Below are 25,659 nucleotides of genomic sequence, written 5' to 3' on the forward strand. Positions count from 1 at the left end.
TGCCCTACCACTGACGCTTGTCTGGCCGGCTCAGCCCCAGTTTTTCGATCCGGTACCGCAGCATGTCACGCGACAGCCCCAGCATCCGCGCCGACTTGGTCACGTTCCAGTCCGTACGGTCCAGGGTCTTGCACACCAGCTCGCGCTCCATGTCGGGCAGGCTGGTGCCTGGCTCCGGCTCGTGCCGTGGCATTTCGAACATTGCCGGCGCCTGCTGAGCGGCCAATGGCTCGTCGATCAACGTCATGCACAGGTTCAGCTGGTGCGCCTGCACCACCTCGTTCGGTGCCAGCAGCACGGTCTGCTCCAGCATGTTACGCAGTTCGCGCACATTGCCTGGCCAGCTGTAGCCCAGCATCAGGCTCTCGGCTTCGGCGGAAAAACGCAGGTTCGGCTTGCCATAACGCCGGCCATGATGGGCCAGGAAATGCCGCGCCAGCAGCAGAATGTCCTGCCCACGGGCATACAGGCGCGGCACCTTCAGGGCAATGATGCGCAGGCGGAAGAACAGGTCGCGGCGGAACTTGCCCTGCTGCACCATCTGCTCGAGGTTGCAGTTGGTGGCACTGATCACCCGCAGGTCAACCTTGCGCTCCTTCACCGCACCAATCCGGCGGATGCTGCGGTCTTCCAGCAGCTTGAGCAGCTTGGCCTGCAGCACGAGGTCCATCTCGCCAATCTCGTCGAGGAACAAGGTGCCGCCATCGGCCGCTTCCACCAGGCCTACCCGGCGCTCCTTGGCGTCGGTGAATGCACCCTTCTCGTGGCCAAACAGTTCGGCCTCCAGCAGGTTGGCCGGGATCGAGGCGCAGTTGAACTCGATGAACGGCCCCTTGCTGCGCGTGCCATCGAAATGCAGGGCGCGGGCCACCAGTTCCTTACCGGTGCCGGTTTCGCCTTCGACCAGCACCGGTGGTAGGTCGTCACTGGCCATCCGCCGTTCGGCATCCAGCACCTGGCGCAGGGTGTGCTTGAGGGTCAGCATCGTTGGCGACTCGCCGATCAACGCCTGCAACCCGGACTTCTGCGCCTCTCGCTCCTGGTAGAAAGACAGCGTGCGCTCCATGCGCTCGGCAGCCAGGGCCTTGTCCAGGGTCAGCTTGAGTTCGGCCAGCACCACGGGCTTGCTCAGGTAATGGAAGGCGCCCTCCTTCATCGCCTGCACGGCATCTTCGACATTGCCGTAGCCGGTCATCATAATCACTTTCAGGTCCGGCACCTTTACCACCAAGGTCCGCAGAAGGTCGTGCCCGCTCATGCCTGGCAGCGAGTTGTCGGTCAGCACCGCGTCGGGCCGGGCCCGCTCGATCTGCTCCAGCGCCAGCTCCGCGCTATGGCATACGGTGACCTCGTAGCCCTTGAGGCTAAGGTAGGTGCGAATGTTGTCGGCGAGAATTTCATCATCCTCGACTACCAGGATGCTGTGCTCCATGGTCCCCTCCCGCTGCGATATTGAATGTAAGGCTGACGCGGGTTCCTTCCTCTTCGCGGCTGCTCAGGCTGACCGAGCCGCCAAAACGTTCCATGATGCGTTTGACCAAGGCCAGGCCAACACCAAGACCACCCTGTTTGGTCGTGAAGAACGGCTTGAACACCATCCGTTCCTGCTGTTGGCTCATGCCCTTGCCCGTGTCGGTGAGCACGAATTCGGCACGCAGGCCACCCTGCACATTGACCTGGGCATTCAACATACCGCCGCAGGGCATGGCCTCCAGGGCATTGGAAAACAGGCTGTTGAGAATTTGCGTCAGCTGCAACGGCTGGCTGACCACCCACTGCACGTCAGGCCCCTCGAAATGGAAGCGCACGCCGTTTCGTTCAAGCTGCTGGGCGAAGGCCAGGTGGGTGTCTTCGATGGCGGCCACCAGGTCCACGGCTTCGGGTTCATCGCTGGTTGGGCGCAACGACACCAGCAGGTCGCGTACCCAGCGCGACATACGGTCGACCTGGCTGATGATATCGGTGATGTTCTTCTGCGCGGCAACGTTGGCGGTTTCCTGGGCCAGCTCGGCGCTTGAGCGGATGTTGGCCAGCGGGTTGCGCAAGCTGTGGGCTACCGCCGACGACATTTCGCCCAGCGCCACGTAGGTTTCGCTGGCCACCAGCCGGTCCTGTTGCAGCTGCAGCATCTGCGCCGCCCGACGCACGATCCAGAACAATCCGAAATAGATAAGCAACCCGCCCACCAAGGTCGACGCCCAGATCAGCACATAACCCCACTGGATGCGCCGCACCAGGTCCTGTGGCTCTTTGTAGATTTCCACCATGGCCAATACCTGCTCGCCCTGGCTGTCGAACAGCGGAATGTAGTTCTCGATGAACAGGTAACGCGGTTCACGCTGAAACTTCTGTTCTTCGCGATCGTCCTCGGCCTTGTGGTAGCTGGCCGAAACTGGCTTGCGCGAACGGAAAGCACGGTCGAGGTCGCCATCGGCTTCTATCCGCTGGCCGATCAGCTCGGCGTTGGTGGACCAGACGATGGTGCGGTCGCGGGCGTAGACGTTGGTCAGCAAGGTATCTGGCAAGTGCTCGACATGGTCCAGGAACTCGACCCGGGTCGACTCGGCCAGTGCGGGGGTGAACTGCAGGTGCTGCAGGTCCAGACGCGGGTCTAGCAGCTCACCCATGGTGGTGCCTGGCGGCAACTGCGAATGGCGCACCTCGGCCTGCGCCATGGCCTGAATGAACTGCGCGGTAAGCATGGCATCGCGCTGCACGCTGTCGCGAACCACAAAACGCGTTGACACATAGCCCAACCCGCCCGCCACGGCGGTGATGATCAACAGGCTGATAACCGAGAACCACCGCAGCAGGTTGAACTCACGCAATGGCACAGCCAGACCGCTGGCGGTCGCACCGGGCTTGTCGCGAACTTCGTTTTCCAGCATCTGCATCGCGTGGTTCCCGCACAGGGCGTCCGTTCAGAAATGCCTCAAGGCCAACAGCCAATTGAAAGCACCCCGCCTGGGCAGCCTGATAGCTGCCTTGTGTTGCGTGTTGCGCTCCGCACATCACGTAGCAAGAACTCAGCCAACCAAAAACAAATCAATAAAAATCAGCAAGTTATAAAGTATTTCCAAATACGACCTGAGGAAGATTCCCCACATTTGGGTAATTATCACCCAAACATTATGAAACCCATAAAAATCAATGACTTAGAGATTTTACTTAATGCTTGTTATAAGCTAGGAACCAAGCGGAACGTCAACGATACCCGCGTACCATGGCCCTCGCTGCTGCTGAGCCGAACCGAACCGCCGAAGCGCTCCATGATGCGTTTCACCAGCACCAGCCCCACCCCAAGCCCACCCTGTTTGGTGGTGAAGAACGGCCGGAAGGCCATGCGCTGCTGCTCTTCGCTCATGCCCTTGCCATTGTCGGACAGGCGCAGTGTCAGGCAGCGCCGGTTCTGGCGCACCACCTCGATACGCAGACGCCCGCCCTGCTCCATCGAGTCCAGGGCATTGGCAACCAGGCTGCTGAACACCTGCCGCAGTAACGTCGGGTGCCCCAATACCTGCACTGCCGGTAACGGTTGCAGGTCAAGGCTTACCCCACTGCGTGTCAACGGCACGGCATAAATTTGCAAGCTTTCCTGCAACGCCTGTGGCAAGTCGACCGCCACGGCCTCGTCGTTCAGCGGGCGCAGTGATTGCAGCATCTGGCGGATCCACTGCGACATCCGATCAACCTGGCTGATGATTTCGTTGACTTGGCGTTGGGCCGGGCCGTCGTCGAACGCCTGGGCCAGCTCGGCACTGGAACGGATACTTGCCAGCGGGTTGCGCAGGCTGTGGGCCACCGCCGACGACACCTCGCCCAGTGCAACATAGGTCTCGTTGTTAATCAGCCGCTTCTGCTGCACTGCCAGCAACCGCGCGGCACGGTGCATGATGCCGTACAGGCCGATATAGACCAGCGCGGCCCCCACGGTAATCGCCAGCCATATCAGGATCAGGCCATGCTCGATGCGCACGATCAGGTCATGGGGCTCTTTATAGATTTCGACCATCGCCGTGACGTTCTCGCCATCGGCATCGAACAGCGGAATGTAATTCTCGATGAACAGCTGCTCGGGCGGGGTAACGAATTTCTGCTCGGCGCGGGCCTGTTCGAAGTTATGGTAGCTGGCCGAAACCCGCATCTTGTATTCGAAAGCACGCTCCAGGTCATCGTCGCCATTGATCAGCTTGCCGATCAGCGCCGGGTTGCTGGACCAGATCACCGTACGGTCCGGCGCATAGATATTGGCCAGCAGCATGTCTGGCAGGTGGGCGATATGGTCGAGAAATTCGCCGCGCGCCTTGCGCCGGGCATCCGGGTCGACATCGGGCAGGTTGCTGCGGTCGGTACGCGGGTCTATCAGCTCACCCATGGTGCGCACGTTGGGGATCGACACATGGCGTACTTCGGCGTCGGCGATGGAGGTGATGAATTGCGCGGTGAGCAAGGCATCGCGCTCCACGCTCTCATCGATGATGAAACGGGTGGAAATCAGCCCCAGCCCGGCAGCCACCGACAGGATGATGGCCAGGCTGACCCAGGCATACCAGCGCAAAAGGTTGAACGGCTTGCGCGGGGCAGCCAGCTCGTTACCGGCAGGCACTTCGATGGCGTCGGAACGAGGGGCGATGTCCATGGCGGACTCCACATCTGGGCACCTTCAGAAGGTTATAGCGCAGAGTTGGGGAAACCATAGTGTTAAATTGATGGCATCCGCCGAAGGGTAACGTTTTTTTCACTTCATACACGCGCTCCCACACAGATCGCATGGACCTGAAAGGCAGCTCTAGAAAGGCGAATCATCTGCCAACCCCTGCAATTTGCGGTATTCGCGCAGCACCGCAGGTACATAACGGCGGGTTTCGGCATACGGCGGCACCGCACCGCGCCGCAACACGGCATCCGGCCCCGCGTTGTAAGCCGCCACGGCCAGGGTGATGTCGTTGTCAAACAGGGTCAGCATGCGCTTCAGGTAGCGGGCCCCGCCCTGCACGTTGTCTTGCGGGTCCAGGCGGTCTTCCACGCCCATTTCGCGAGCGGTATCGGGCATCAATTGCATCAACCCCACCGCACCCGCCGGCGAACGGGCCTTGGGGTTATAGCCGGACTCGGCCTTGATCAGCGCGTGCAACAACGCCGGGGGCACATTGTGGATGCGTGCCGCAGTGGCGACCACCTCGGCATAGGGGCGCCCAGTGATCATCTGCGCGTTGGCCGGGCCAGCCTGGGCCAGCGGTTCGTTGATCACCTTTTCATAGTGGCGTCCGGGCCGATGGACGTTGGTCAGTACGTAGCCACCCTTGGCATCGATTGAGATGTACACATCAGCCTGGGCAACCCCTGCCGTCAGCCAGATCAAACCGAGGATGAGTCCACGCATGTCGGTCGCCTCTTCGTCGTGGCCCCCGATGTGGGGGAAATGCCCCGGAAAACCCGAGGTCAATGACCACGACGCAAGCACTGTGCCGCTTCCTGTGCCGCATGGCGCAAGGCCCCGAGGCAGACGTGCATGGCTGTTGCATGGTGCCTGTCAACGCGTGTTCCCATGCAGTGGAGGGCTTCACCATGCAGCGCAGAACCAACCCGCAACGTGGCTTCACCCTGCTTGAACTCCTGGTGGTACTGGTGGTGCTCGGCCTGTTGGCCGGCATCGTCGCGCCCAAGTACTTCAGCCAGCTCGGCCGCTCCGAGGCCAAGGTCGCACGGGCGCAGATCGAGGGGCTGAGCAAGGCCCTGGACCTGTACCGCCTGGAAGTCGGCCACTACCCCAACAGTGAGCAAGGCTTGCAGGCGCTGGTGGTCGCCCCCAGTGGCGAGGCTCGCTGGACCGGCCCGTACCTGCAAAAGGCCGTGCCGCAAGACCCATGGGGCCGCCCATACATCTACCGGCAGCCCGGCGAAAACGGCGGTGAATACGACCTGCTCTCGATGGGCAAGGACGGCCAGCCGGGTGGTGACGGGGAAAACGCCGAAATTACCAGCTGGCAGTAAGGAGAACGACCATGCGCTACAGCCTCAAGGCCCTGGGCAGACAGGGTGTGGTGCAGTTGCAGATCGACGCCGAGGACGCCGACCAGGCCCGCCGCCAGGCCGAGGATCAAGGCCTGCGCGTGCTCAGCCTGCGCAGCAACGGTGGCGCCTTGCGCGGCATGGCCTGGCGCCGCGAGGCGGCGTTTGACCTGGTGCTGTTCAGCCAGGAGCTGTCGACCCTGCTCAATGCCGGCCTGCCGTTGATCGACGCACTGGAAAGCCTGGCAGAAAAAGCCCCTGCTGCGGCCACACGCAAGGTGCTGAGCGAGCTGGTGCGCCAGCTGTACGAAGGCCGCTCTCTGTCCCAGGCGTTGGGCCAGCAACCCCGGGTGTTCCCGCCGCTGTATGTGGCGCTGGTGCAGTCCAGCGAACGCACCGGTGCGCTGGGCGACGCCCTCGCCCGCTACATCAGCTATCGCCAGCGCCTGGACCTGGTCCGGCAAAAGCTGGTGGGCGCATCGGTTTACCCCTTGCTGCTGTTGCTGGTAGGCGGCGGCGTGGTGCTGTTCCTGCTCGGCTACGTGGTGCCGCGTTTCAGCCAGGTGTTCGAAGGCATGGGCACCGAGTTGCCCTGGCTGTCACGGGTGTTGATGCAGATCGGTCTGTTCCTGCACGCGCAACAACTGCCACTAGCGCTGGGCACTGCAGGTGGCGTCACGGCGCTGTGGCTGCTGCGCCGCCACCCTCGGGTACGACGCTGGGCATCCTGTCAGTTGCGCCGGCTGCCAGCGCTGCATCAACGTTTGATGATGTACGAACTGGCGCGCTTCTATCGCTCGCTGGGCATCCTGCTGCAAGGTGGCATTCCCATCCTCACCGCCATGGGCATGGCGCGCGGCCTGCTCGGCAGTGCCGCAGGCCAAGGCCTGGCACAGGCCAGCCAGCGGGTGGGCGAAGGGCTGCCGCTGTCCGATGCCTTGGAGGCCGGGCACCTGGCTACCCCGGTGTCGCTGCGCTTGCTGCGGGCCGGCGAGCAGTCCGGCAACCTGGGCGAGATGCTGGAGCGCTGCGCCGACTTCCACGACCAGGAAATCGGCCGCTGGGTGGAATGGTTCGTCAAACTGTTCGAACCGCTGCTGATGACCTTCATCGGCCTGCTGATCGGCCTGATCGTGATCCTGATGTACATGCCGATATTCGAACTGGCTTCAAGCATTCATTGAGGCGACGGGGGCAGTGCTGAATCTGTTTTCCTTCCAGGTGATTGGCTGGTCAATCAACCACAGCATGTGCAGCGACCTGGCGATCGACGCATTGGTGATGCGTCGTGTGGCGCCCCAAGCCACAGCAGCAAGTGATGATTCATTCAGACCAAGGCAGCCCAACTCAGTAGCTGAGATTGGCAAAAGGATGTTCCCAGCAAGGGTTACAAGGAAATTGAAGAAGCCAGGCAGGATATGACCAGCTTCTTCATGCGATACACCCCATCTGGCTCCAGCGCCGCAACAACTACCGGTCGCCAATAGCGATGGAGCAGCAAGCGGTGTGATCACCGTAATCAGTGTCCGGAAAGACACGACCCACCCTCTTGTCATCTCGACTAGGGTGTCTCATTTAGCTCGCAGTGCAATCGCATACCATTGAGTGCCGTGTCGTCCCCATCAAAAGGATCCTCGACACGGGTTGCAAAACCATTTGCAGATTGACCCGTCGGGCAAGAGAAGCGTTGACTCCATTCTCCCCATTGAGCCCCCGGTTCCAGCGCCAACTCTTTCCCGTTTCTGCAGTACAATCGCACATTGCCGGCGGCAGTATCATCATCATTGCCTTTATACTGTTCGATGCGAATCTTAAATCCGGTCACTGGGCCGTCACTTTGCTGACAGAAGACAGGACCGGTAACCTGTGAGCCCCATGGCCCTTCCTTACTTTTAATTGGCAATGAAGTATCCCTAGAGCAGTACATCTCGATGGCATTCAAAGCCGTGTCATCTCCCTTCCCCATGTAAGGCTCACTCTTCAGCCTGAAGCCCCAAACAAATTTTCCGGCCTGGCATTTCCGGAGTGGCCCCCACCCCCCCCAAAATCCGTCTGAAGCCGATGATGCTGCCTTTGGTACGACGTTCTGACCAGCAAAGGGATCAATTGATACCCGAGCCGATGATATTTTGCCATCAAGTTGCTGTGTTCCGCCCGAACGAACAACTTGGACCTTGCGATCAGGGCTGGTCCAATTGTTTTCAAACCTGGGAATTGTGACAGGCGTGGTTACATCCTCCTTGACAGTTATGGTTGCACAGCCCTGATCACAGGTATTTGAGTTCCAATTACCATAAAAATGGATGACCGTATTCTTCCTTGCCTTGAGCAAGCGAGCGGAAACAGCCTCATCATTATCGCACCCCCGACTGCTAGGAAAATTGAATGCATAGTCACCATCCAGCTTAATGGTACAAACATTGTTCTGACTACCGTCCCTGCCTTCATACAAAACAATTGACGCACCTGAAAAATCGAAGGACACATCGTTTTCCACCTTGATTCGACTTACCTTCCCGTCGAGCCCATTATTTTTGACCCAAACGATCTGATAATCATCATTGCTATAGAATGGCTGCTCGAAGGTATTAACCTTCACCACTTTGTCACGGCCAATATCGCGCTTAATGTCGACAACTGCGTAATCGTCTTGCAGGTTACCATCCGGACTGTCATAAAATGTAATTTGCGTCCCCTTTTTTACCCCTGACATAGAAAAAGATCGCATTTCGTCATTTTCGCATCCGAGCCGAGCCTGATCGCTCCCCTGCAAGTTAACGGTCCGATCAAACGCAGTGGAGAACGTACAAACAAGAGATTGGCTTACATTATTACCCTCATAGGCAACAATGCCCCCATTATTATGGGCCTCGACATACTCCAGAACATCGCCTTGTTCAACAAAATCGACCGCAATAAAATTGGGGGCTCGCTCAGCGGCTGGCTTGCACTGTCCATTAATCCGATCTACGAGCCCCACTCGACCTCCAATTTCATTGTCGTCGCCACTATGCAGACTTAAGGGAACACCATGATAGTGGTTCATAACAAAAAGCCGCGACCAGCCATCGAAGTCAGTGTGACTGGCTCGCTTTGTATTCAAGGGGATATCAGACCAACGTGTCTTGCAACTTAAATCGTGACTAAAAATAGTACCACCCAAAGACCAGTAGTTCTCGACGGTAATAGCCTTATCATGAAACATATAAACGTTGTTTGCATAAGCACCCGCATTTTCCGATTTTTGCGTGATGAGAATGAGCCGCTGATTAGCGTCAACCATCTCTTGCAACGTTGGCCACTGAGAGCGCCCGCCCCACCGCCCTTTTGGATTGAAAACAAAGTTTTTTAAAGTCGGAACAGCATTGAACGCATTCTGCATGGCTGTTCTGCTAGCGTAGTCCTCAAAATGAATAGTTATTACGGCATCTGTATTTGCCGCCAGAAACGCAGCCACGGTATTCAGAGCTGCGGCCAAGGTAGTTTGACAATCAAACTTGGGATGACACAGCTGAACTGGATTATTATAGGTGTCCAGCATAAGCCCCCTCACTCCATGGGCTAGTTGCTCTGAAATCGACAGGTCTTGGTTAGGGGTGCCCGTCCAGGTGTTGGTAACAAATGAATTATGGGACATCACCCATTGATAGTCACTGAATGGTCGTGATTTGTCCACTACCGTACCTGGCCGGGCGTTATTGATACTAGACTGCTGCGCCGACACGAGACCGCTCAACAACATTATGAGCAGCGCTAACAACCAACGCGCCAGATATATAGGAGCACCTCCACTCCAACGAGCTTCTCGGAGAAGGCGCATGAACGACTCAAACCTCCTTAGCCCAACACCACACGAAGCAATCTCGTTCATCATGATATTCCTCCTCTGCACTTTTCTGCTTAGCGTAATTATCCGCTAGGCCCATAGCCAATACAAAAGCACGAAAAAAAATGTAGAAAATTTGCCCCCCCAGACATTCCACTTAGCAATATCTCAGAACTCTATATGCGCTATATAATTCAGCATTGGCACCCCGCTAAAGGCTGCCCTCAGCGGCTACGGAGCGCATGAACATAAAGGGGCACCAAAACCCGGAAAAACAGTGACAATAAATACATCTAAAGGATCGCGTATATTTAAGCTTCATGCGGAACCCGCTTTTCCGCTGCTTGCGCATCCACTCTGCCGAGTAGCCTTGCACAAGGCAACTAGCAAAAATGCTAGGTATTCTCCGAACGCAAGCCTTGCTCATGAGTCAGATGAGCTTCTCCGATTTCGAAGTGGAGCACCCATTCCGGGTGATCAAGCGCCAGTTCGGTTATGTGACGACTCGCTTTCGTGGCTTGGCCAAGAACACGGCGCAACTGAGCGGGCTGTTTGCGCTGTCGAATCTGTGGACGGCGTAGGTAGTTATAAGCGCTACGGGAGAGGTGCGCCTGTAGCGTGCAAGAACGAGGGCAAAGCCCTGGTTCTGACCCGGTCGAGACGTAGCTCATTGCGCTCGGGCAAACTTGATCGGGGTTTCCCCAATGATCACTTCATCGAAACCATGACAAAGTCTCGCTTTGATAAAAGGCCGACTGATGCTCAATGACCTGAGCTGGATGCTCTGCTTCCTGAGCAGATCGTGCCAAGGGGCGCGTTGCGCCTCCTTCGCGGCACGAGCCTCCCCAGGTGACCGTGACCGCATACGCATAGTTTGACGCCCCCGGCACGAACGGGGTACAACTCAACCCCAATCATGCCCGACATCTATGAATGACCCGCACATATCATTCAGCGTGATAATAACCTTCGCCCCGTTCGATTCGTGCCTCACGCGCAACACACTCACACTCCGCCCACTACTCATACATTGGCGGAGTTCTCCATGGAACAATCACTCAAACCTTTGCGCTTTCCCCTCGCTGCCCTGGCAGTGGTGGTGATCAGCGCTTGCGGTCGAACCCCAGACGCCGTGCAGGCTCCCGCCGCGCCAAAGGTCAGTGTGGCCAAGGTGATCGAGCAACCGATCAACGAATGGGACGAGTTCACCGGCCGCCTCGAAGCCCCGGAAACCGTCGAAGTACGCCCACGGGTCTCCGGCCAGATCGACCAGGTGGCCTTCACCGAAGGCGCCCAGGTCAAGAAAGGCGACTTGCTGTTCCAGATCGACCCACGCCCGTTCCAGGCTGAAGTCCGCCGCCTTGAAGCCCAGCTGCAACAGGCCAAGGCCACTGCCATTCGCAGTGCCAACGAGGCCCGCCGTGGCGAACGCCTGCGTGACAGCAACGCCATCTCCGCCGAGCTGGCCGAGTCGCGCAGCAGCGCTGCCGCCGAAGCCCGTGCCGGGGTCGATGCCATTCAGGCCCAGCTCGACCTGGCACGCCTTAACCTCAGCTTTACCCGCGTCACCGCGCCTATCAGTGGCCGTGTCAGCCGCGCCGAGTTCACCGCCGGCAACATCGTCAGCGCCGATGTCACCCCGCTGACCAGCGTGGTGTCCACCGACAAGGTCTACGCCTACTTCGACGCCGACGAGCGCGTGTACCTCAAGTACACCCAGCTGGCACGCGAAGGCCAGCGTGGCCAGAGCACCCCGGTGTACCTGGGCCTGACCAACGAAAGCGGCAACCCGCACCTGGGCCAGATGAACTTCGTCGACAACCAGGTCAATCCGCGCACCGGCACCATCCGTGGCCGTGCGGTGTTCGACAACAGCGACGGCCAGTTCACCCCGGGCCTGTATGCGCGCCTGAAACTGGTGGGCAGCGCCCAGTACGACGCCGTGCTGATCAACGACGAAGCCGTGGGCACCGACCTTGGCAAGAAGTTCGTGCTGGTCATGGACAAGGACAACAAGGCTGCCTACCGCGCCGTGGAGCTGGGGCCGAAGCTCGAAGGCCTGCGCATCGTGCGCAGTGGCTTGGGCAAGGATGACCGCATCGTGGTCAAGGGCCTGCAACGCGTGCGCCCTGGTTCACCTGTCACGCCGGAAGAAACCCAGATGGCCAGCGAACAGACCCTCGCCGCCCTCGCCCAGCAGCGCCAAGCCCTGGAGGCCAGCAACCCGGCGCCGAAGGTGGCGGGCAATAACGTGAAAGTCGCCAGCGCCCAGGCGCCACGCGGTTAAGGGACCACACCGATGAACTTCTCGAAATTCTTCATTACCCGGCCAATCTTCGCCGCGGTGCTGTCGCTGGTGCTGCTGATCGCGGGCTCCATCTCGCTGTTCCAGCTGCCGATCAGCGAATACCCCGAAGTGGTGCCACCCACCGTGGTGGTGCGCGCCAACTTCCCCGGTGCCAACCCCAAGGTCATCGGCGAAACCGTCGCCGCGCCGCTGGAGCAGGCCATTACCGGTGTGGAGAACATGCTGTACATGTCCTCCCAGTCCACCGCGGACGGCAAGCTGACGCTGACCATCACCTTCGCCCTGGGCACCGACCTGGACAACGCTCAGGTACAGGTGCAAAACCGCGTCACCCGCACCCAGCCCAAGCTGCCCGAGGAAGTGACCCGCATCGGTATCACCGTCGACAAGGCCTCGCCCGACCTGACCATGGTCGTGCACCTGACCTCGCCGGACAACCGCTACGACATGCTCTACCTGTCCAACTACGCCATCCTCAACATCAAGGACGAGCTGGCGCGCCTGGGCGGCGTGGGCGACGTGCAACTCTTCGGCATGGGCGACTACTCGCTGCGCGTGTGGCTGGACCCGAACAAGACCGCTTCGCGCAACCTCACCGCCAGTGATGTGGTCGCTGCAATCCGCGAGCAGAACCGCCAGGTGGCCGCAGGCCAGCTGGGCGCACCGCCCGCCCCCGGCTCCACCAGCTTCCAGCTGTCGATCAACACCCAGGGCCGTCTGGTCAACGAGGAAGAGTTCGAAAACATCATCATCCGTGCCGGTGCCGATGGCGAAATCACCCGCCTGAAGGACATCGCGCGGGTCGAACTCGGCTCCAGCCAGTACGCCCTGCGTTCGCTGCTGAACAACCAGCCGGCCGTGGCCATCCCGATCTTCCAGCGCCCCGGTTCCAACGCCATCGAGATCTCCGACGAAGTGCGGGCAAAAATGGCCGAGCTGAAGAAGGACTTTCCGGAAGGGATGGACTACAGCATCGTCTACGACCCGACCATCTTCGTGCGCGGTTCCATCGAAGCAGTGGTACACACCCTGTTCGAAGCCTTGGTGCTGGTGGTACTGGTGGTGATCCTGTTCCTGCAAACCTGGCGCGCCTCGATCATCCCGCTGCTGGCTGTGCCGGTGTCGCTGATCGGTACCTTTGCAGTCATGCACCTGTTCGGCTTCTCGCTCAACGCCTTGTCACTCTTCGGCCTGGTGCTGGCCATCGGTATCGTGGTGGACGACGCCATCGTCGTGGTGGAAAACGTCGAACGTAATATCGGGCTGGGCCTGAAACCGCTGGAAGCCACGCAAAAGGCCATGAGCGAAGTGACCGGGCCGATCATCGCCACCGCCCTGGTGCTGTGCGCCGTGTTCGTACCTGCTGCATTCATTTCCGGCCTTACCGGGCAGTTCTACAAGCAGTTCGCCCTGACCATCGCCATTTCCACCGTGATCTCGGCATTCAACTCGCTGACGCTGTCGCCGGCCCTGGCTGCCGTGTTGCTGAAGGACCACCATGCGCCCAAGGACCGTTTCTCGCGGTTCCTCGACAAGCTGCTGGGCAGCTGGCTGTTCTCCCCGTTCAACCGGTTCTTCGACCGCGCCTCCAACCGCTACGTCGGTGGTGTGCGCCGTGTCATCCGCTCCAGCGGCATCGCCCTGTTCGTGTACGCTGGCCTGATGGGCCTGACCTACCTGGGCTTCTCGTCCACCCCGACCGGTTTCGTGCCAGCCCAGGACAAGCAGTACCTGGTGGCCTTCGCCCAGCTGCCAGACGCGGCCAGCCTTGACCGCACCGAGGCGGTGATCAAGCGCATGAGCGAAATTGCCCTGAAGCAACCCGGTGTTGCCGACTCAGTAGCCTTCCCGGGCCTGTCGATCAACGGGTTCACCAACAGCCCGAACAGCGGCATCGTGTTCACCCCGCTCAAACCGTTCGATGAGCGCAAAGACCCGAGCCAGTCGGCGGCAGCCATCGCGGCTGCACTGAATGCCCAGTTCGCCGACATTCAGGATGCCTACATCGCCATCTTCCCACCGCCGCCGGTACAGGGCCTGGGCACGATTGGTGGTTTCCGCCTGCAAATCGAAGACCGTGGCAACCTGGGTTACGAAGCGCTGTACAAGGAAACCCAGAACATCATCGCCAAAAGCCACAACGTGCCGGAGCTGGCGGGCCTGTTCACCAGCTACCAGGTCAACGTGCCGCAAGTCGATGCCGCCATCGACCGGGAAAAGGCCAAAACCCACGGCGTGGCGATCACCGACATCTTCGACACCCTGCAGGTTTACCTGGGCTCGCTGTACACCAACGACTTCAACCGCTTTGGCCGCACCTACCAGGTCAACGTCCAGGCCGAGCAGCAGTTCCGCCTCGATGCCGAACAGATCGGCCAGTTGAAGGTGCGTAACAACCTGGGCGAGATGATCCCGCTGGCGACCTTCCTCAAGGTCAGCGACACCTCCGGGCCAGACCGGGTCATGCACTACAACGGCTTCATCACCGCAGAAATCAACGGTGCCGCCGCCCCGGGGTACAGCTCTGGTCAGGCCGAAGCTGCGATCGAGAAACTGCTGAAAGAGGAACTGCCCAACGGCATGACCTTCGAGTGGACCGACCTGACCTACCAGCAGATCCTCTCGGGCAATACTGCACTGCTGGTGTTCCCGCTGTGCGTACTGCTGGCGTTCCTGGTACTGGCTGCCCAGTACGAAAGCTGGAGCCTGCCACTGGCGGTGATCCTGATCGTGCCGATGACCCTGCTGTCGGCCATTACCGGTGTGATCGTGTCGGGTGGCGACAACAACATCTTCACCCAGATCGGTTTGATCGTACTGGTGGGCCTGGCGTGCAAGAACGCGATCCTGATCGTCGAGTTCGCCAAGGATGAACAGGCCAAAGGCCTCGACCCGCTGGCTGCCGTGCTGGAAGCCTGCCGCCTGCGTCTGCGGCCGATCCTGATGACTTCGATCGCCTTCATCATGGGTGTGGTGCCCCTGGTGTTCAGCTCCGGTGCAGGTTCCGAAATGCGCCACGCCATGGGTGTGGCAGTGTTCTCGGGGATGATCGGCGTGACCGTGTTCGGCCTGTTCCTGACCCCGGTGTTCTTCTTCCTGATTCGCCGTTTCGTCGAGCGTCGCCAGGCCCGCAAGGCCGCACGCGTTCACTCGCTGGAGAACCCTGCATGAACCTGCTCAAACCCCTGACCCCAAGCCTGCTGGCACTGGCCCTGGCGGCCTGTGCGGTAGGCCCGGACTACCAGGCCCCGGCCACCGAACCTGCGCAGCTGAACAGCGACGTGCAGGCCAACGCCTACGACCGTACCCGCTTCGAAAGCCTGTGGTGGAAGCAGTTCGATGACCCGGTGCTGAACCAGCTGGTACAGGCCTCGCTCGACGGCAACCGTGATTTGCGCGTGGCTTTCGCCCGTTTGAAATCGGCCCGCTCGATCCGTGAAGACGCCGAGAACGACCAGTTCCCGGTGGTCACCAGCCGTGCCAGCAGCGACATTGGCAAGGGTCAGATCCCCGGCCAGACCACGCAGCGGGTGAACAGCGAGCGCTACGACCTGGGCCTGGACATGGCCTGGGAGCTTGACCTGTTTGGCCGCATCCAGCGCCAGATCGAGGCCAGCGAAGCCCAGGAAGCGGCAGCCGCCGCCGACTTGCAGCAGTTGCAGGTCAGCCTGATCGCCGAGCTGGTCGATGCCTACGGGCAGCTACGCGGTGCCCAGTTGCGCGAGAAGATCGCCCTGGCCAACCTCAAGACTCAGCAGGAATCGCGGACCATTACCGAAACCCTGCGCGATGCCGGCGTGGGCAACGACCTGGACGTGGTGCGTGCCGATGCACGCCTGGCCGGGGTCGAGGCCACTGTGCCGCAACTGCAAGCTGAACAGGCGCGGGCGCGTCATCGCATTGCCACCCTGCTCGGCCAGCGCCCAGAGGCACTCAGCGTAGACCTGTCGCCCAAGGCCCTGCCGGCCATCGCCAAGGCGTTGCCGGTAGGCGATCCGGGCGAACTGCTGCGCCGCCGCCCGGATATCCGCAGCGCCGAACGCCAACTGGCGGCCGCCACCGCCAACGTAGGCGTGGCCACGGCAGACCTGTTCCCCCGCGTCAGCCTCAGCGGCTTCCTGGGCTTTACCGCCGCGCGTGGCTCCCAAATCGGCTCTTCGGCCGCCAATGCCTGGGCACTGGGCCCAAGCATTACCTGGGCGGCCTTCGACCTGGGCAGTGTGCGGGCCCGCCTGCGCGGCGCCAAGGCCGATGCCGAAGGGGCACTGGCCAATTACGAGCAGCAGGTATTGCTGGCCCTGGAAGAGTCGGCCAATGCCTTCAGCGATTACGACAAGACCCAGCAGCGGCTGCTGTCGCTGATGCGTCAGAGCGATGCCAGCCGCAAGGCGGCAGAGCTGGCCTCGATCCGCTATCGCGAAGGGACGGTCGACTACCTGGTGCTGCTCGATGCCGAGCGTGAACGGTTGAGCGCAGAAGATGCGCAGGCCCAGGGCGAAGTCGAGCTGTACCGCGGCATTGTCTCGATCTACAAGGCCCTGGGCGGTGGCTGGCAACCGGAAACCGTGGCCAGCGCACACTGATACACCCCGCTTGAACGACTCCTTTGGTTGGCTCCTCCCCCAACCGTTTGCCCCGCAGGCCTTGGTCCGCGGGGCTTTTTTATGGCAAAAGAAAGCGGGGCCGCTTTGCGGCCCATCGCCGGCAAGCCAGCTCCCACCTCGACAGCGTTGATTTCAAGCCATGCGCAATTCCTGTGGGAGCTGGCTTGCCGGCGATGGGCTGCGCAGAGCCCCAAACCAAGGTGGCTCGGTTGCATTTACCCCCCAGCTGGCCCAAGCTCTGCCCTTCCCGCCGCCACGGACCGTCCGATGCCCAGACGCAACCGCTACCTGATCGCCCTGCTGTTGTTGATCCTGGTATTGGCCCTGTTCGGCTACCTGTGGCGCGACACCCCGCCAGCCGCACCGACCCTGCCGGCACACAGCTACGCCAAGGCCCTGCGCCAGGCCCACGACGGCCAGCCCGGTGCGGCACGGGTGCTGTATCAGCAATTACAACGTAATGACTTGCCCGCCATCCGGCGTGCAGCACTGTACGCCGAACTGCCCAATTACCCCTCGCCCCAGGCATTGAAGCTCGCCCGCCAGGACCTGGAGCATGCCGACCCGCTGGTGCGCCGAGCGGCCATTGCCGGTATCCGCCGTCTGTTACCGGCGGCGCAGCGTAGCCTGGTGCTCGGCCCGCTGCTGGACGACGACGAGCAAAGCGTGCGTTTTGCCGCCGTGGATGCCCTGCTGGGCCTCGACCCCGACGCCATTGGCCTGTATTTCGGCCCGCTGCAAGCAGCCCTCGAGCAATACCAGCAAGCGCTGGAGCAACAGCCCGAGGATGCCGATGCCCAAGTGCACCTGGCGCGCCTTTATCTGCACGAGAACGACTACACCCAGGCCGCCACAGCCCTGCAACGAGCGCTGGCGGTCGCCCCCGGTAACCTCGACGCCCTGGCTACTCAGGTACGCCTGCTCGAGCGCCAGGGGCATCACGATGCCTCCCGCCAGGTGCTGGGGCAAGCCTTGGCGCTAAGCCCCGACTCGTCCTTTCTGCAGTACGAGCTAGGGCTTTGGCTAAACCGCCACGAACAGCGCGAATATGCCTTGCTGGCCCTGTCCCGCGCCGTCGAGCTGGAGCCGGACAACGCCGACTACCGCTATACCCTGGCCGTTACCCTGCATGAGCTGGGCCAACTCGACGCCGCACAGAAGCAACTGGAAACCGTGCTCAATCGCCAGCCAGCCAATCGCCGGGCGCGGGTGCTGCTGATTCAGTACTCGAAGGAGTCCGGCCAGCTTCAGAACGTGCAGGTGCTGCTGGCCGAGCTGGAGCGGCAAAACCCTGACGACCCCATGCTGCAACAGGGCTTGTAGGTAACGACTGACTTTTTGCGCGGTCGGCCTGGCCAACCTGCAGGCGCGCCTGGCCGAAGGTGCAGGGTTGGCAATCATCGCCGAACAAGCGTTCAGCCAAGGCCCGAGCGCATCGCTGCAGGCCTTCATCGACCAACAACCGAGCTGGTCGGATTTGCCTATCGTGCTGGTCGCCCAGCGGCGTTAGCAACCATCCGGTGGGCAACCTGGTATTGCTGGTGGCACCCTTTGAAAACGCCCAGCTGTTGCACATGACCCAGTCCGCGCTGCGCAATCGGCCAAGGTACCCAGGTAGACCTTTACCTGCCGCGTCATATCGGCCCGGTCAGACAATCGCGTCAGCCGGCGCAACCTGTGCATCCTGACGGCGGCCGACATGTGCGCCAGTTGCTGTGCCAAATGCTGCGCGATGAGGGGCTCACCTGCCACAGCGCCGCCAACGCCAACGAGGGACTGAAGGTGCTGCGCTCGACACAAACGGTGAATCTGCTGATCAGCGATGTCGGCCTACCCGGCATGAACGGCCGGCAACTGGCCGAGATTGCCCGCAGCCTGCGCCCACACTTGCCGGTGCTGTTCATCACCGGGAACGCGGAAACGGCCATGGCCCGCGAGTATTTCCTGGGGGCGGGCATGCATTTGATCTGCAAGCCGTTCGAACTGAAGCAACTGCAGGCTCAAGTGTCGCAAATTCTTGGCAAGCCGTGATGCCATTATTCATCAAGCATGCGTAGCGCTTGGTCGGCAAGCTCCGCCAGCAGAAATGGCTTGCTCATCAACGCCGTACCCGGCTGATCGAGCAATTGCGCTTCGATGGGCTGGTCCGCATAACCGGTAATGAACAGGATTTTCTGTTGCGCAATCTGCGTGCGCATGGCGCTGGCCAGTTGCCGGCCACTGAAAACGCCAGGCAAGCCGATATCGGTGATCACCAGGTCGAAGGGGCCAGCATGGCGGAAGCGTTCCAGGGCAGTGTTCGCATCGCCTGCTACCGTCACGTCGAAACCACGCTCGGCCAGGTATTCGTGCATGACCACGCGCAAATTCACCTCGTCATCCACCAGCAGCAGGCGTTCGCCCCGGGCCACGCGCTGCGAGGGCGGTGCGGGCTTTGGCTCTTCCGGAACGGGCTCATGCCACCTTGGGAAAAGCATGGAAACCTTGGTGCCCCGCTCCGGGACAGACTCGATCCAGACATACCCGCCCGATTGGCTGACAAAACCATACACCATCGACAACCCCAGCCCGGCCCCACGCCCGACGGGTTTGGTGGTGAAGAACGGTTCAAAGTCCCTGGCGATGTCCGCTGCCGACATAACAGAGCCGTCGTCCTCGACATACAAGGCTACGTAGTCGCCAGGTGGGAGGCCCCGCGCATCCGGAAAAGCACTGGTCAAGCGCTTGTTGACCGTACGCAACGTGACACTGCCCTGCGTCAGACACGCTTCCCGGGCGTTGGTGCATAGGTTGATCAAGGCATTTTCAAGCTCATGAACGTCCAGGTTCACCGCCCACGGCACTACATCCAGCTGCCAGTGCAAGCCAACCTCCGCGCCCAACGTCTTCAGCAGCAATGGCTCGCAAAGGCGTAGTTGCCGATTGAAGTCCAGCGGCCGGGTGGCCAAGGGTTGAAGGCGAGAGAGCGCCAGCAGGCGGTGAGTCAGTTCCGTGGCGCGTTGCACCGACTCGCGCGCTACTTCCACGTAGGCATCCACCCCCTCCAGGCGTCCCTCCCGCAGGCGCCGTTGCAACAACTCAAGGCTGCCGTTGACCCCGGACAGCAGGTTATTCATTTCGTGGCCCATACCCCTCGCCAACTGGCCGACCACCTGCATACGCTCGCTGTTACGCATCAGCGCCTTGGACCGACGTGCAAGCTCGTCGCGATCTCCGGTAATGTCTCGGCCAACCGCCGTCAGCAGCCTGCCATCAAACCGCGCGTTCCAGCGAAACCAGAGGTAATGACCATCACGGTGCCGCAGGCGGGTCTCGATCTGTTCCGTGTTGCTGTCTTGCAGCAGCCCGGACACTGCCAGCTGCACGTCGGCGCGATCAGCCGGGTGCACCAGGTCCAGCACCGGCATATCCTGCACCTGCGCTTGGGTCCAGCCCAGAATGCGGTACCAGGCCGGGTTGACGGCATGCAGTTTCAGTTCCGCAGTCACCGTCATCATCGCGTCGCGCGACAGTTGCCACAACTGTTCGCGCTCAGCCACATGGCGCTCGACCGGCTGCTCAAACCCCAGCGCCTGCGCGCGCCAATGGTGGGGCGCCTCGACACTGGCTGTCGTTTCGATCACCGTATGCAGAAAACCCGCCACATTGCCCAGCTCATCATGCAAGGGTGCAAAACCGAACGCGCACCATATCGGCTCCTCGCCCGCGATGCCGGGAACACTCAGGGGGAGATCCTCGACAAAACTCGAGCGCCCCTCCAGCGCCTGGAACACCCGGGATCCCACTGCCGGCCAGACATCGTGCCACAGCCTATCGAACGCGACACCCAAGGCGTCCGGAACTGCCCGCAGCATCCTGTAACCTTCGTTGTGCACCACACAAAGGTCAGCCCCCCAGACCACGGCACAAGGGAACGGTGACAACTGCATCATGTCGACGGCAATACGCAACGAAGCCGGCCAGCGCGGCAATGGCCCGAGCGAAGTACGCCCCCAGTCGAACCGTGCAATCCGCTGCGCCATCAAGTCGACCGGCTGTGAAACAGGCGGCTGCAGCATGACCGGCTGCAAAGGCCCGCGTGGCGTACTGTTTGCGACCAATATCGTGACTCCAGCAATGCTCCGGGTTGGCCACGGTGCTACCTGAACAGGCAGGCTCACCCGTGGAATCTGTTCACGTTAGCACAGCACGCACCACGTACCATGGCGCACTTGCAGGGGGCAGCTATGCTGATTAGGTTTTCCCTTGGGCCAGGGAGCACCGGCCTGTCTAGGTTGCCGAGAGGAGCATGGTCATGAGCAAGAAAATGCTGGTAGTGCTGACCAATACAGCCAAATACCCAACCCTCAAGCGGGCGACCGGGTTGTGGCTGGGCGAGGCCGTGCACTTTGTCGAGAAGGTCGAAAAGGCCGGCTACACGGTCGATTATGTTAGCCCACAGGGCGGCTACGTGCCCATCGACCCGCACAGCCTGCAGATGGCTCCAGAGCTGGACTGGCAATGGTATGACGACAAGCGCTTCATGACGCGCCTGGGCACCACCTTGAGCCCCGATCAGGTAAAGGCCGACGAATACGGCGTCATCTACTACACCGGTGGGCATGGCGTGATGTACGACTTTGTCGATAACCCGCCCCTGCAGGAGCTGGCACGCAAAGTCTACGAAAAAGGCGGCATTGTAGCGGCGGTCTGCCACGGCGTGGTTGGCCTGCTCAACATCAAGCTCAGCGACAAAAGCTTGCTGCTGAAAGGCCGCAAGGTGACCGGTTTCTCAAATATCGAGGAGCAACTGGCCGAACTGGACAAAGTAGTCCCATTTTTGACGGAAAACGAGCTAGGTGGCCGCGGCGGCGAGTACAGCAAGCATGATGATCCGTGGATGCCATACGTGGTCGAGGATGGTCGATTGATCACAGGGCAGAACCCAGCCTCGACCGCCCTGCTCGCCGAACATGTACTGGCAAAACTCAAGGCGAGCTAAAGCCTGACATCAACCTTGTAGTTTTCCTCTGCCGCATACTGCACAAGGACTACAGCCGATCGGCCATTGAATGCATAGGCTCAGGGTTCAGTTGTTCACCCCGAACAGCTTCGGCCCGGAGAGCGATTGCCCTATGTTGAAAATCCTGAACGCAGGATACCGCCTGCGGGAGCTGTTGCTGCTCATCACGGTGGGCCTTGTACCTGTGATTTCCGGTTTGTTGGTGATGATTGTTCAGCTGGAGATGAAGCTTTCGGAAAACGCCGCCATCTCTGTTCAGGAGGCTGTGTTCAGCATTGACCAGGCGCTGAACAGGATGCATGAAGCTGCCCAGCGCGCCTTGCCGCTCGCAGGCAAGCCATGCGACAGGGTCAAGAGCGCATTACAGGAGCAAGTTGTGAGCCGCTCCATGATCCGATCGCTGACCTTGGTAGAAGGTAATGAAGCCTCCTGCAGCAGCACTTCAGATTCTTTGGAATACCTATCGTCCTTTGCCGGGTCCGGCCAGCAGGTCGAGTTGTCCTATGGGCAACCCGACAAGCGCCGCAAGCTGCTGGTCAACTATTACTTGCAGGGGAATCATGGCGGGGTAATCGTGACCGCCTATGCCCTTTTGCTACGCAACGAACTGGACGCTTTTCAGGATGGCCTGACACTGCTGCTGGAGTTCGACGACCGCTACATCTGGAGCAAAGGCGATAGTCGAGACACACAGCGCCCTTCGCAGCCCGAGTTTTTTGCGAGCGCGCTGTCGAACAAGTATGGGTATAGGGTAAAAGGCGGTTACGCCGAAGGTTTCACCGCCAAGGAAATTCAGCAGTCAATGGTGCAGATCTTTCCCTCACTGATGCTGGTAGGGATCGTGACCGGCTCGATCGTGTATCTGGGCCTGTACGGGGCGAGAGCCCACAGCCGTGAGGCGACCGCCAAGCATGCATGATGGCGGCGCCCCTCAGGCTGGATCAGTCGGTGCTCAGCACTCCACGGCGCACCTGGTCCCGCTCGATGGATTCAAACAGCGCCTTGAAGTTGCCTTCACCAAAGCCATCATCACCCTTGCGCTGGATGAACTCGAAGAACACCGGACCAAGCAGGGTTTCCGAGAATATCTGCAGCAGCAGGCGCTTGTCTTCGGGCTGCGAAGCGCCATCGAGCAGGATGCCACGCGCTTGCAGCTGATCCACCGGCTCGCCGTGGCCAGGCAGGCGCTCTTCGAGCATTTCGTAATAGGTTTGTGGTGGCGCCGTCATGAAGCGCATGCCGAAGCCCTTCAGGGCGTCCCAGGTCTTGAGCAGGTCGTCGGTAAGGAAGGCGACGTGCTGGATGCCTTCACCGTTGAACTGCATCAGGAACTCTTCGATCTGCCCGGCCCCCTTGGACGACTCTTCGTTGAGCGGGATGCGGATCATGCCATCGGGCGCAGTCATGGCCTTGGACGTCAGGCCGGTGTACTCACCCTTGATATCGAAGTAGCGGATCTCACGGAAGTTGAACAGTTTCTCGTAGAAGCCGGCCCAGTAAGCCATGCGCCCGCGGTAAACGTTATGGGTGAGATGGTCGATGATTTTAAGGCCCGCACCTACCGGGTTGCGATCCACGCCTTCGATAAAGTTGAAGTCGATGTCGTAGATCGAACTGCCTTCGTCGAAGCGGTCGATCAGGTACAACGGCGCACCACCAATGCCTTTGATTGCCGGCAGGCGCAACTCCATCGGGCCGGTTTCGATTTCTACCGGCTGGGCACCCAGCTCCAGGGCGCGGGCATAGGCTTCATGGGCATTGCGCACGCGGAACGCCATGCCGCACACCGAAGGGCCGTGTTCCGCCGCGAAGTACGAGGCGATGCTCTTGGGTTCGTTGTTCAGGATCAGGTTGATGCCACCCTGGCGATACAGGTGCACATCCTTGGAGCGGTGGGTAGCCACCTTGGTGAAACCCAGTATCTGGAAGACCGGCTCGAGTACGCCAGGCGTAGGCGAAGCCAGCTCAATGAACTCGAAGCCCATCAGGCCCATTGGATTGTCGAAGATATCAGCCATGTTCGTGTCCTCATCTGCAGCGAAAAATTATTGATTGCGTGGGATGTGGAACAGAAACGGCGGTGAGCACGGGATGCCCCGCACGCTGCGAGCGAGGAAGTCACCTATGATCAGCTTGAACCCATGGTATGTCATATGGACCCATTCTCGGCGGGCTTGATCCTTCGGAGCTGAAGGACCTTATTGTTGTATTCGTAAACGGATTCTACATTGCGTAAAATGGTTTGTCGCGTTTTAGTTGGTCCTGAGCGCCGACAAACGGCTATGCTCTCGTTATCTCTCATCGTAGCCAGGTCAGCATGCCCCTTACCGTAAAACGCCGCGCCGCATTCAGCTGGCGTACCCTGTTGCCCTGGGGCGTCGGCGTGCTGCCAGTGGTGTGCGGCCTGGCCATCATGAACTGGCAGGTCGAGCGCGAGATGCAGGCCAGCAGCCAGGCCACCACCCGCCAGGCGGTGGAGCACGTCGAACGCATCCTCGACAACCTGTCCAGTGCTGCCAATGCATTGCTGCCCCTGGCTGGCGGCCCCTGCGATCAGGCCCAGCTCACGCTGCGTGCCCAGGTTACCCGCAACGCCTTCGTGCGCTCGACCAACCTGTTCAGGCACAACAACCTGTATTGCACCTCGCTGTTCGGCGAGTTCGACGAACCGGTCAACGCCAGTGACTATATCGACGGCAAACTGTGGCTGATGGACGGCAACTCGGTCACCCCGGGGCACGCGCTGCTGGTGTACCGTGTTAGCGAGGGCGACAAAGGAGCAATCACCACGGTGGATGGCGACCACCTGCTAACGGCACTGCGCCTGATCGGCCCTGACGAAGACTTGCAAATCCGCGTGGGCGATGCCTGGATGGGCAAGGACGGTGTCGTGCACAAAGGCGTACCACCTGCCGCCGCCAGCGCCAACGTGCTGCTGGGTTCGACCCGTTACCCGTTCAGCGTGCAGGGCGGCTACAGCAACGGCAAACAGGGCCAGCTGTTACGCAGCCACTACCCTGCCCTCATCAGCTTGCTGCTGGTGCTGGGTGCCGTGGCGGCGCTGGTATGCCGCTGGCAGATTCGCCGGGCCACCTCTCCCCGCGCCGAGCTGGACCGGGCGCTGCAGGCCGACGAGTTTCTGCCGTATTTCCAGCCTGTGGTGCGCAAGGGTGACTACCGCTGGGCCGGTGCCGAAGTGCTGATGCGCTGGAACCACCCGCGCGAGGGCCTGGTAAGGCCCGACCTGTTCATCCCTTATGCCGAGCACAGCGGGCAGATCGTCGCCATGACCCGTGCGCTGATGATGCAGACCGCGCAAAGCCTGGCGCCCTATGCGGGGTTGCTGGAGGACGGGTTCCATATCGGTGTCAACATCACCGCCGATCATTGCCGCGACCTCAGCCTGCTGGACGACTGCCGCACCTTCCTGCAGCACTTTCCGCCGGGCCGGGTGGTGCTGACCCTGGAGTTGACCGAGCGCAAACTCATCGAGCCTACCCCGGTGACCCTGGAACTGTTCGAAAAGCTCCACGCCATGGGTGTGATGATTGCCCTCGACGACTTCGGCACCGGCCAGTCGAGCCTCAACTACCTGCGCCAGTTCCAGGTCGACTACCTGAAGATCGACCAGAGCTTTGTCGCCATGATCGGCGGCGATGCGCTGTCCGTGCACATTCTGGAAAGCATCATCGACCTGTCGGCCAAGCTGGGCCTGGGTATCGTGGCCGAAGGTGTGGAAACGAACACCCAGCGCGACTACCTGGCCAGCCATGGGGTGGACTTCCAGCAGGGCTACCTGTTTGCCAGGCCCATGCCGGCCGCCCAGTTCCTGGAGGCACTGGCCACACGCCCGGGCGCTGTGCAGTTGCCGCAAGGCGCGGCCCCTGAGATCATGCGCGGCTGATCC

The 25,659-nt window shown here is 60.7% G+C and carries 16 protein-coding genes and 3 pseudogenes; 12 read left to right on the forward strand and 7 right to left on the reverse strand.

Annotated features, from left to right (window positions below):
* Nucleotides 1–4 precede the first annotated feature (4 nt).
* The 4 genes from ACF8R4_RS16520 to ACF8R4_RS16535 form a co-directional block, all read right to left on the reverse strand.
* The gene (locus ACF8R4_RS16520; RefSeq protein ID WP_104834679.1) at nt 5–1,432 is read right to left on the reverse strand and encodes a sigma-54 dependent transcriptional regulator; all 1,428 of its coding nucleotides are present in this window, start codon (nt 1,430–1,432) and stop codon (nt 5–7) included.
* Nucleotides 1,401–2,894 (reverse strand): sensor histidine kinase, encoded by a 1,494-nt coding sequence (locus tag ACF8R4_RS16525; protein ID WP_060499940.1) that lies wholly within the window; start codon nt 2,892–2,894, stop codon nt 1,401–1,403. The genes ACF8R4_RS16520 and ACF8R4_RS16525 overlap by 32 nt, the downstream gene beginning before the upstream one ends.
* Nucleotides 2,895–3,178: 284 nt before the next feature.
* Nucleotides 3,179–4,639, reverse strand: a complete 1,461-nt coding sequence (locus ACF8R4_RS16530) for a HAMP domain-containing sensor histidine kinase (RefSeq protein ID WP_164524565.1) — start codon at nt 4,637–4,639, stop codon at nt 3,179–3,181.
* Between the two features lie 150 nt (nt 4,640–4,789).
* Complete coding sequence (locus ACF8R4_RS16535) at nt 4,790–5,383, reverse strand: lytic transglycosylase domain-containing protein (protein WP_060499939.1); 594 nt, start codon at nt 5,381–5,383, stop codon at nt 4,790–4,792.
* A 185-nt stretch (nt 5,384–5,568) separates the two neighbouring features.
* On the opposite strand from ACF8R4_RS16535, the gene gspG reads away from it, so the two are divergent.
* The 3 genes and pseudogenes from gspG to ACF8R4_RS16550 form a co-directional block, all read left to right on the forward strand.
* Nucleotides 5,569–5,994: a type II secretion system major pseudopilin GspG gene (gene gspG, locus ACF8R4_RS16540; RefSeq protein ID WP_003253843.1), complete on the forward strand. Its 426-nt coding sequence runs from the start codon at nt 5,569–5,571 to the stop codon at nt 5,992–5,994.
* An 11-nt stretch (nt 5,995–6,005) separates the two neighbouring features.
* On the forward strand, nt 6,006–7,196 hold the full coding sequence (locus tag ACF8R4_RS16545; protein WP_060499876.1) for a type II secretion system F family protein: 1,191 nt from the start codon (nt 6,006–6,008) through the stop codon (nt 7,194–7,196).
* Nucleotides 7,168–7,354: pseudogene (locus ACF8R4_RS16550) on the forward strand (IS3 family transposase); the annotation flags it as partial. The gene ACF8R4_RS16545 and the pseudogene ACF8R4_RS16550, both read left to right, overlap by 29 nt.
* 219 nt (nt 7,355–7,573) lie before the next feature.
* Here the strand turns inward: ACF8R4_RS16550 and ACF8R4_RS16555 are convergent.
* Entirely contained in the window at nt 7,574–9,886 is a 2,313-nt protein-coding gene (locus tag ACF8R4_RS16555) for a phosphatidylinositol-specific phospholipase C domain-containing protein (RefSeq protein WP_392492937.1), read from the reverse strand.
* A 404-nt stretch (nt 9,887–10,290) separates the two neighbouring features.
* On the opposite strand from ACF8R4_RS16555, the pseudogene ACF8R4_RS16560 reads away from it, so the two are divergent.
* The 6 genes and pseudogenes from ACF8R4_RS16560 to ACF8R4_RS16585 form a co-directional block, all read left to right on the forward strand.
* Nucleotides 10,291–10,419 (forward strand): annotated as a pseudogene (locus ACF8R4_RS16560) (transposase); the annotation flags it as partial.
* Nucleotides 10,420–10,883: 464 nt separating this feature from the next.
* The gene (gene mexE / locus ACF8R4_RS16565; RefSeq protein ID WP_019099270.1) at nt 10,884–12,125 is read left to right on the forward strand and encodes a multidrug efflux RND transporter periplasmic adaptor subunit MexE; all 1,242 of its coding nucleotides are present in this window, start codon (nt 10,884–10,886) and stop codon (nt 12,123–12,125) included.
* A 12-nt stretch (nt 12,126–12,137) separates the two neighbouring features.
* A complete protein-coding gene (locus ACF8R4_RS16570) occupies nt 12,138–15,317 on the forward strand; it encodes an efflux RND transporter permease subunit (RefSeq protein WP_200929382.1) in 3,180 nt (1,059 codons plus the stop codon).
* Nucleotides 15,314–16,729, forward strand: coding sequence for an efflux transporter outer membrane subunit (locus tag ACF8R4_RS16575; protein ID WP_104834675.1), 1,416 nt, complete (start codon nt 15,314–15,316; stop codon nt 16,727–16,729). The genes ACF8R4_RS16570 and ACF8R4_RS16575 overlap by 4 nt, the downstream gene beginning before the upstream one ends.
* A 288-nt stretch (nt 16,730–17,017) precedes the next feature.
* Complete coding sequence (locus tag ACF8R4_RS16580; protein ID WP_392492939.1) at nt 17,018–18,073, forward strand: tetratricopeptide repeat protein; 1,056 nt, start codon at nt 17,018–17,020, stop codon at nt 18,071–18,073.
* A gap of 10 nt (nt 18,074–18,083) precedes the next feature.
* Nucleotides 18,084–18,781 (forward strand): annotated as a pseudogene (locus ACF8R4_RS16585) (response regulator); the annotation flags it as partial.
* A gap of 5 nt (nt 18,782–18,786) precedes the next feature.
* Here ACF8R4_RS16585 and ACF8R4_RS16590 read toward each other — a convergent pair.
* Entirely contained in the window at nt 18,787–20,850 is a 2,064-nt protein-coding gene (locus ACF8R4_RS16590; RefSeq protein ID WP_164524569.1) for a PAS domain-containing sensor histidine kinase, read from the reverse strand.
* Between the two features lie 194 nt (nt 20,851–21,044).
* Between ACF8R4_RS16590 and ACF8R4_RS16595 the strand changes: the two genes are divergently transcribed.
* A complete protein-coding gene (locus ACF8R4_RS16595) occupies nt 21,045–21,731 on the forward strand; it encodes a type 1 glutamine amidotransferase domain-containing protein (RefSeq protein WP_060500913.1) in 687 nt (228 codons plus the stop codon).
* 133 nt (nt 21,732–21,864) lie between these two features.
* Nucleotides 21,865–22,671, forward strand: a complete 807-nt coding sequence (locus ACF8R4_RS16600) for a CSS-motif domain-containing protein (RefSeq protein ID WP_060500914.1) — start codon at nt 21,865–21,867, stop codon at nt 22,669–22,671.
* Between the two features lie 22 nt (nt 22,672–22,693).
* Here ACF8R4_RS16600 and hppD read toward each other — a convergent pair whose 3' ends face one another.
* Nucleotides 22,694–23,770 (reverse strand): 4-hydroxyphenylpyruvate dioxygenase, encoded by a 1,077-nt coding sequence (gene hppD, locus ACF8R4_RS16605; RefSeq protein WP_016714000.1) that lies wholly within the window; start codon nt 23,768–23,770, stop codon nt 22,694–22,696.
* Between the two features lie 299 nt (nt 23,771–24,069).
* On the opposite strand from hppD, the gene ACF8R4_RS16610 reads away from it, so the two are divergent.
* A complete protein-coding gene (locus tag ACF8R4_RS16610; RefSeq protein ID WP_392492942.1) occupies nt 24,070–25,656 on the forward strand; it encodes an EAL domain-containing protein in 1,587 nt (528 codons plus the stop codon).
* Nucleotides 25,657–25,659: the final 3 nt, after the last annotated feature.

Origin of the sequence: Pseudomonas sp. FYR_2 (assembly GCF_043106425.1) — a bacterium.
GTDB classification, from domain to species: domain Bacteria; phylum Pseudomonadota; class Gammaproteobacteria; order Pseudomonadales; family Pseudomonadaceae; genus Aquipseudomonas; species Aquipseudomonas monteilii.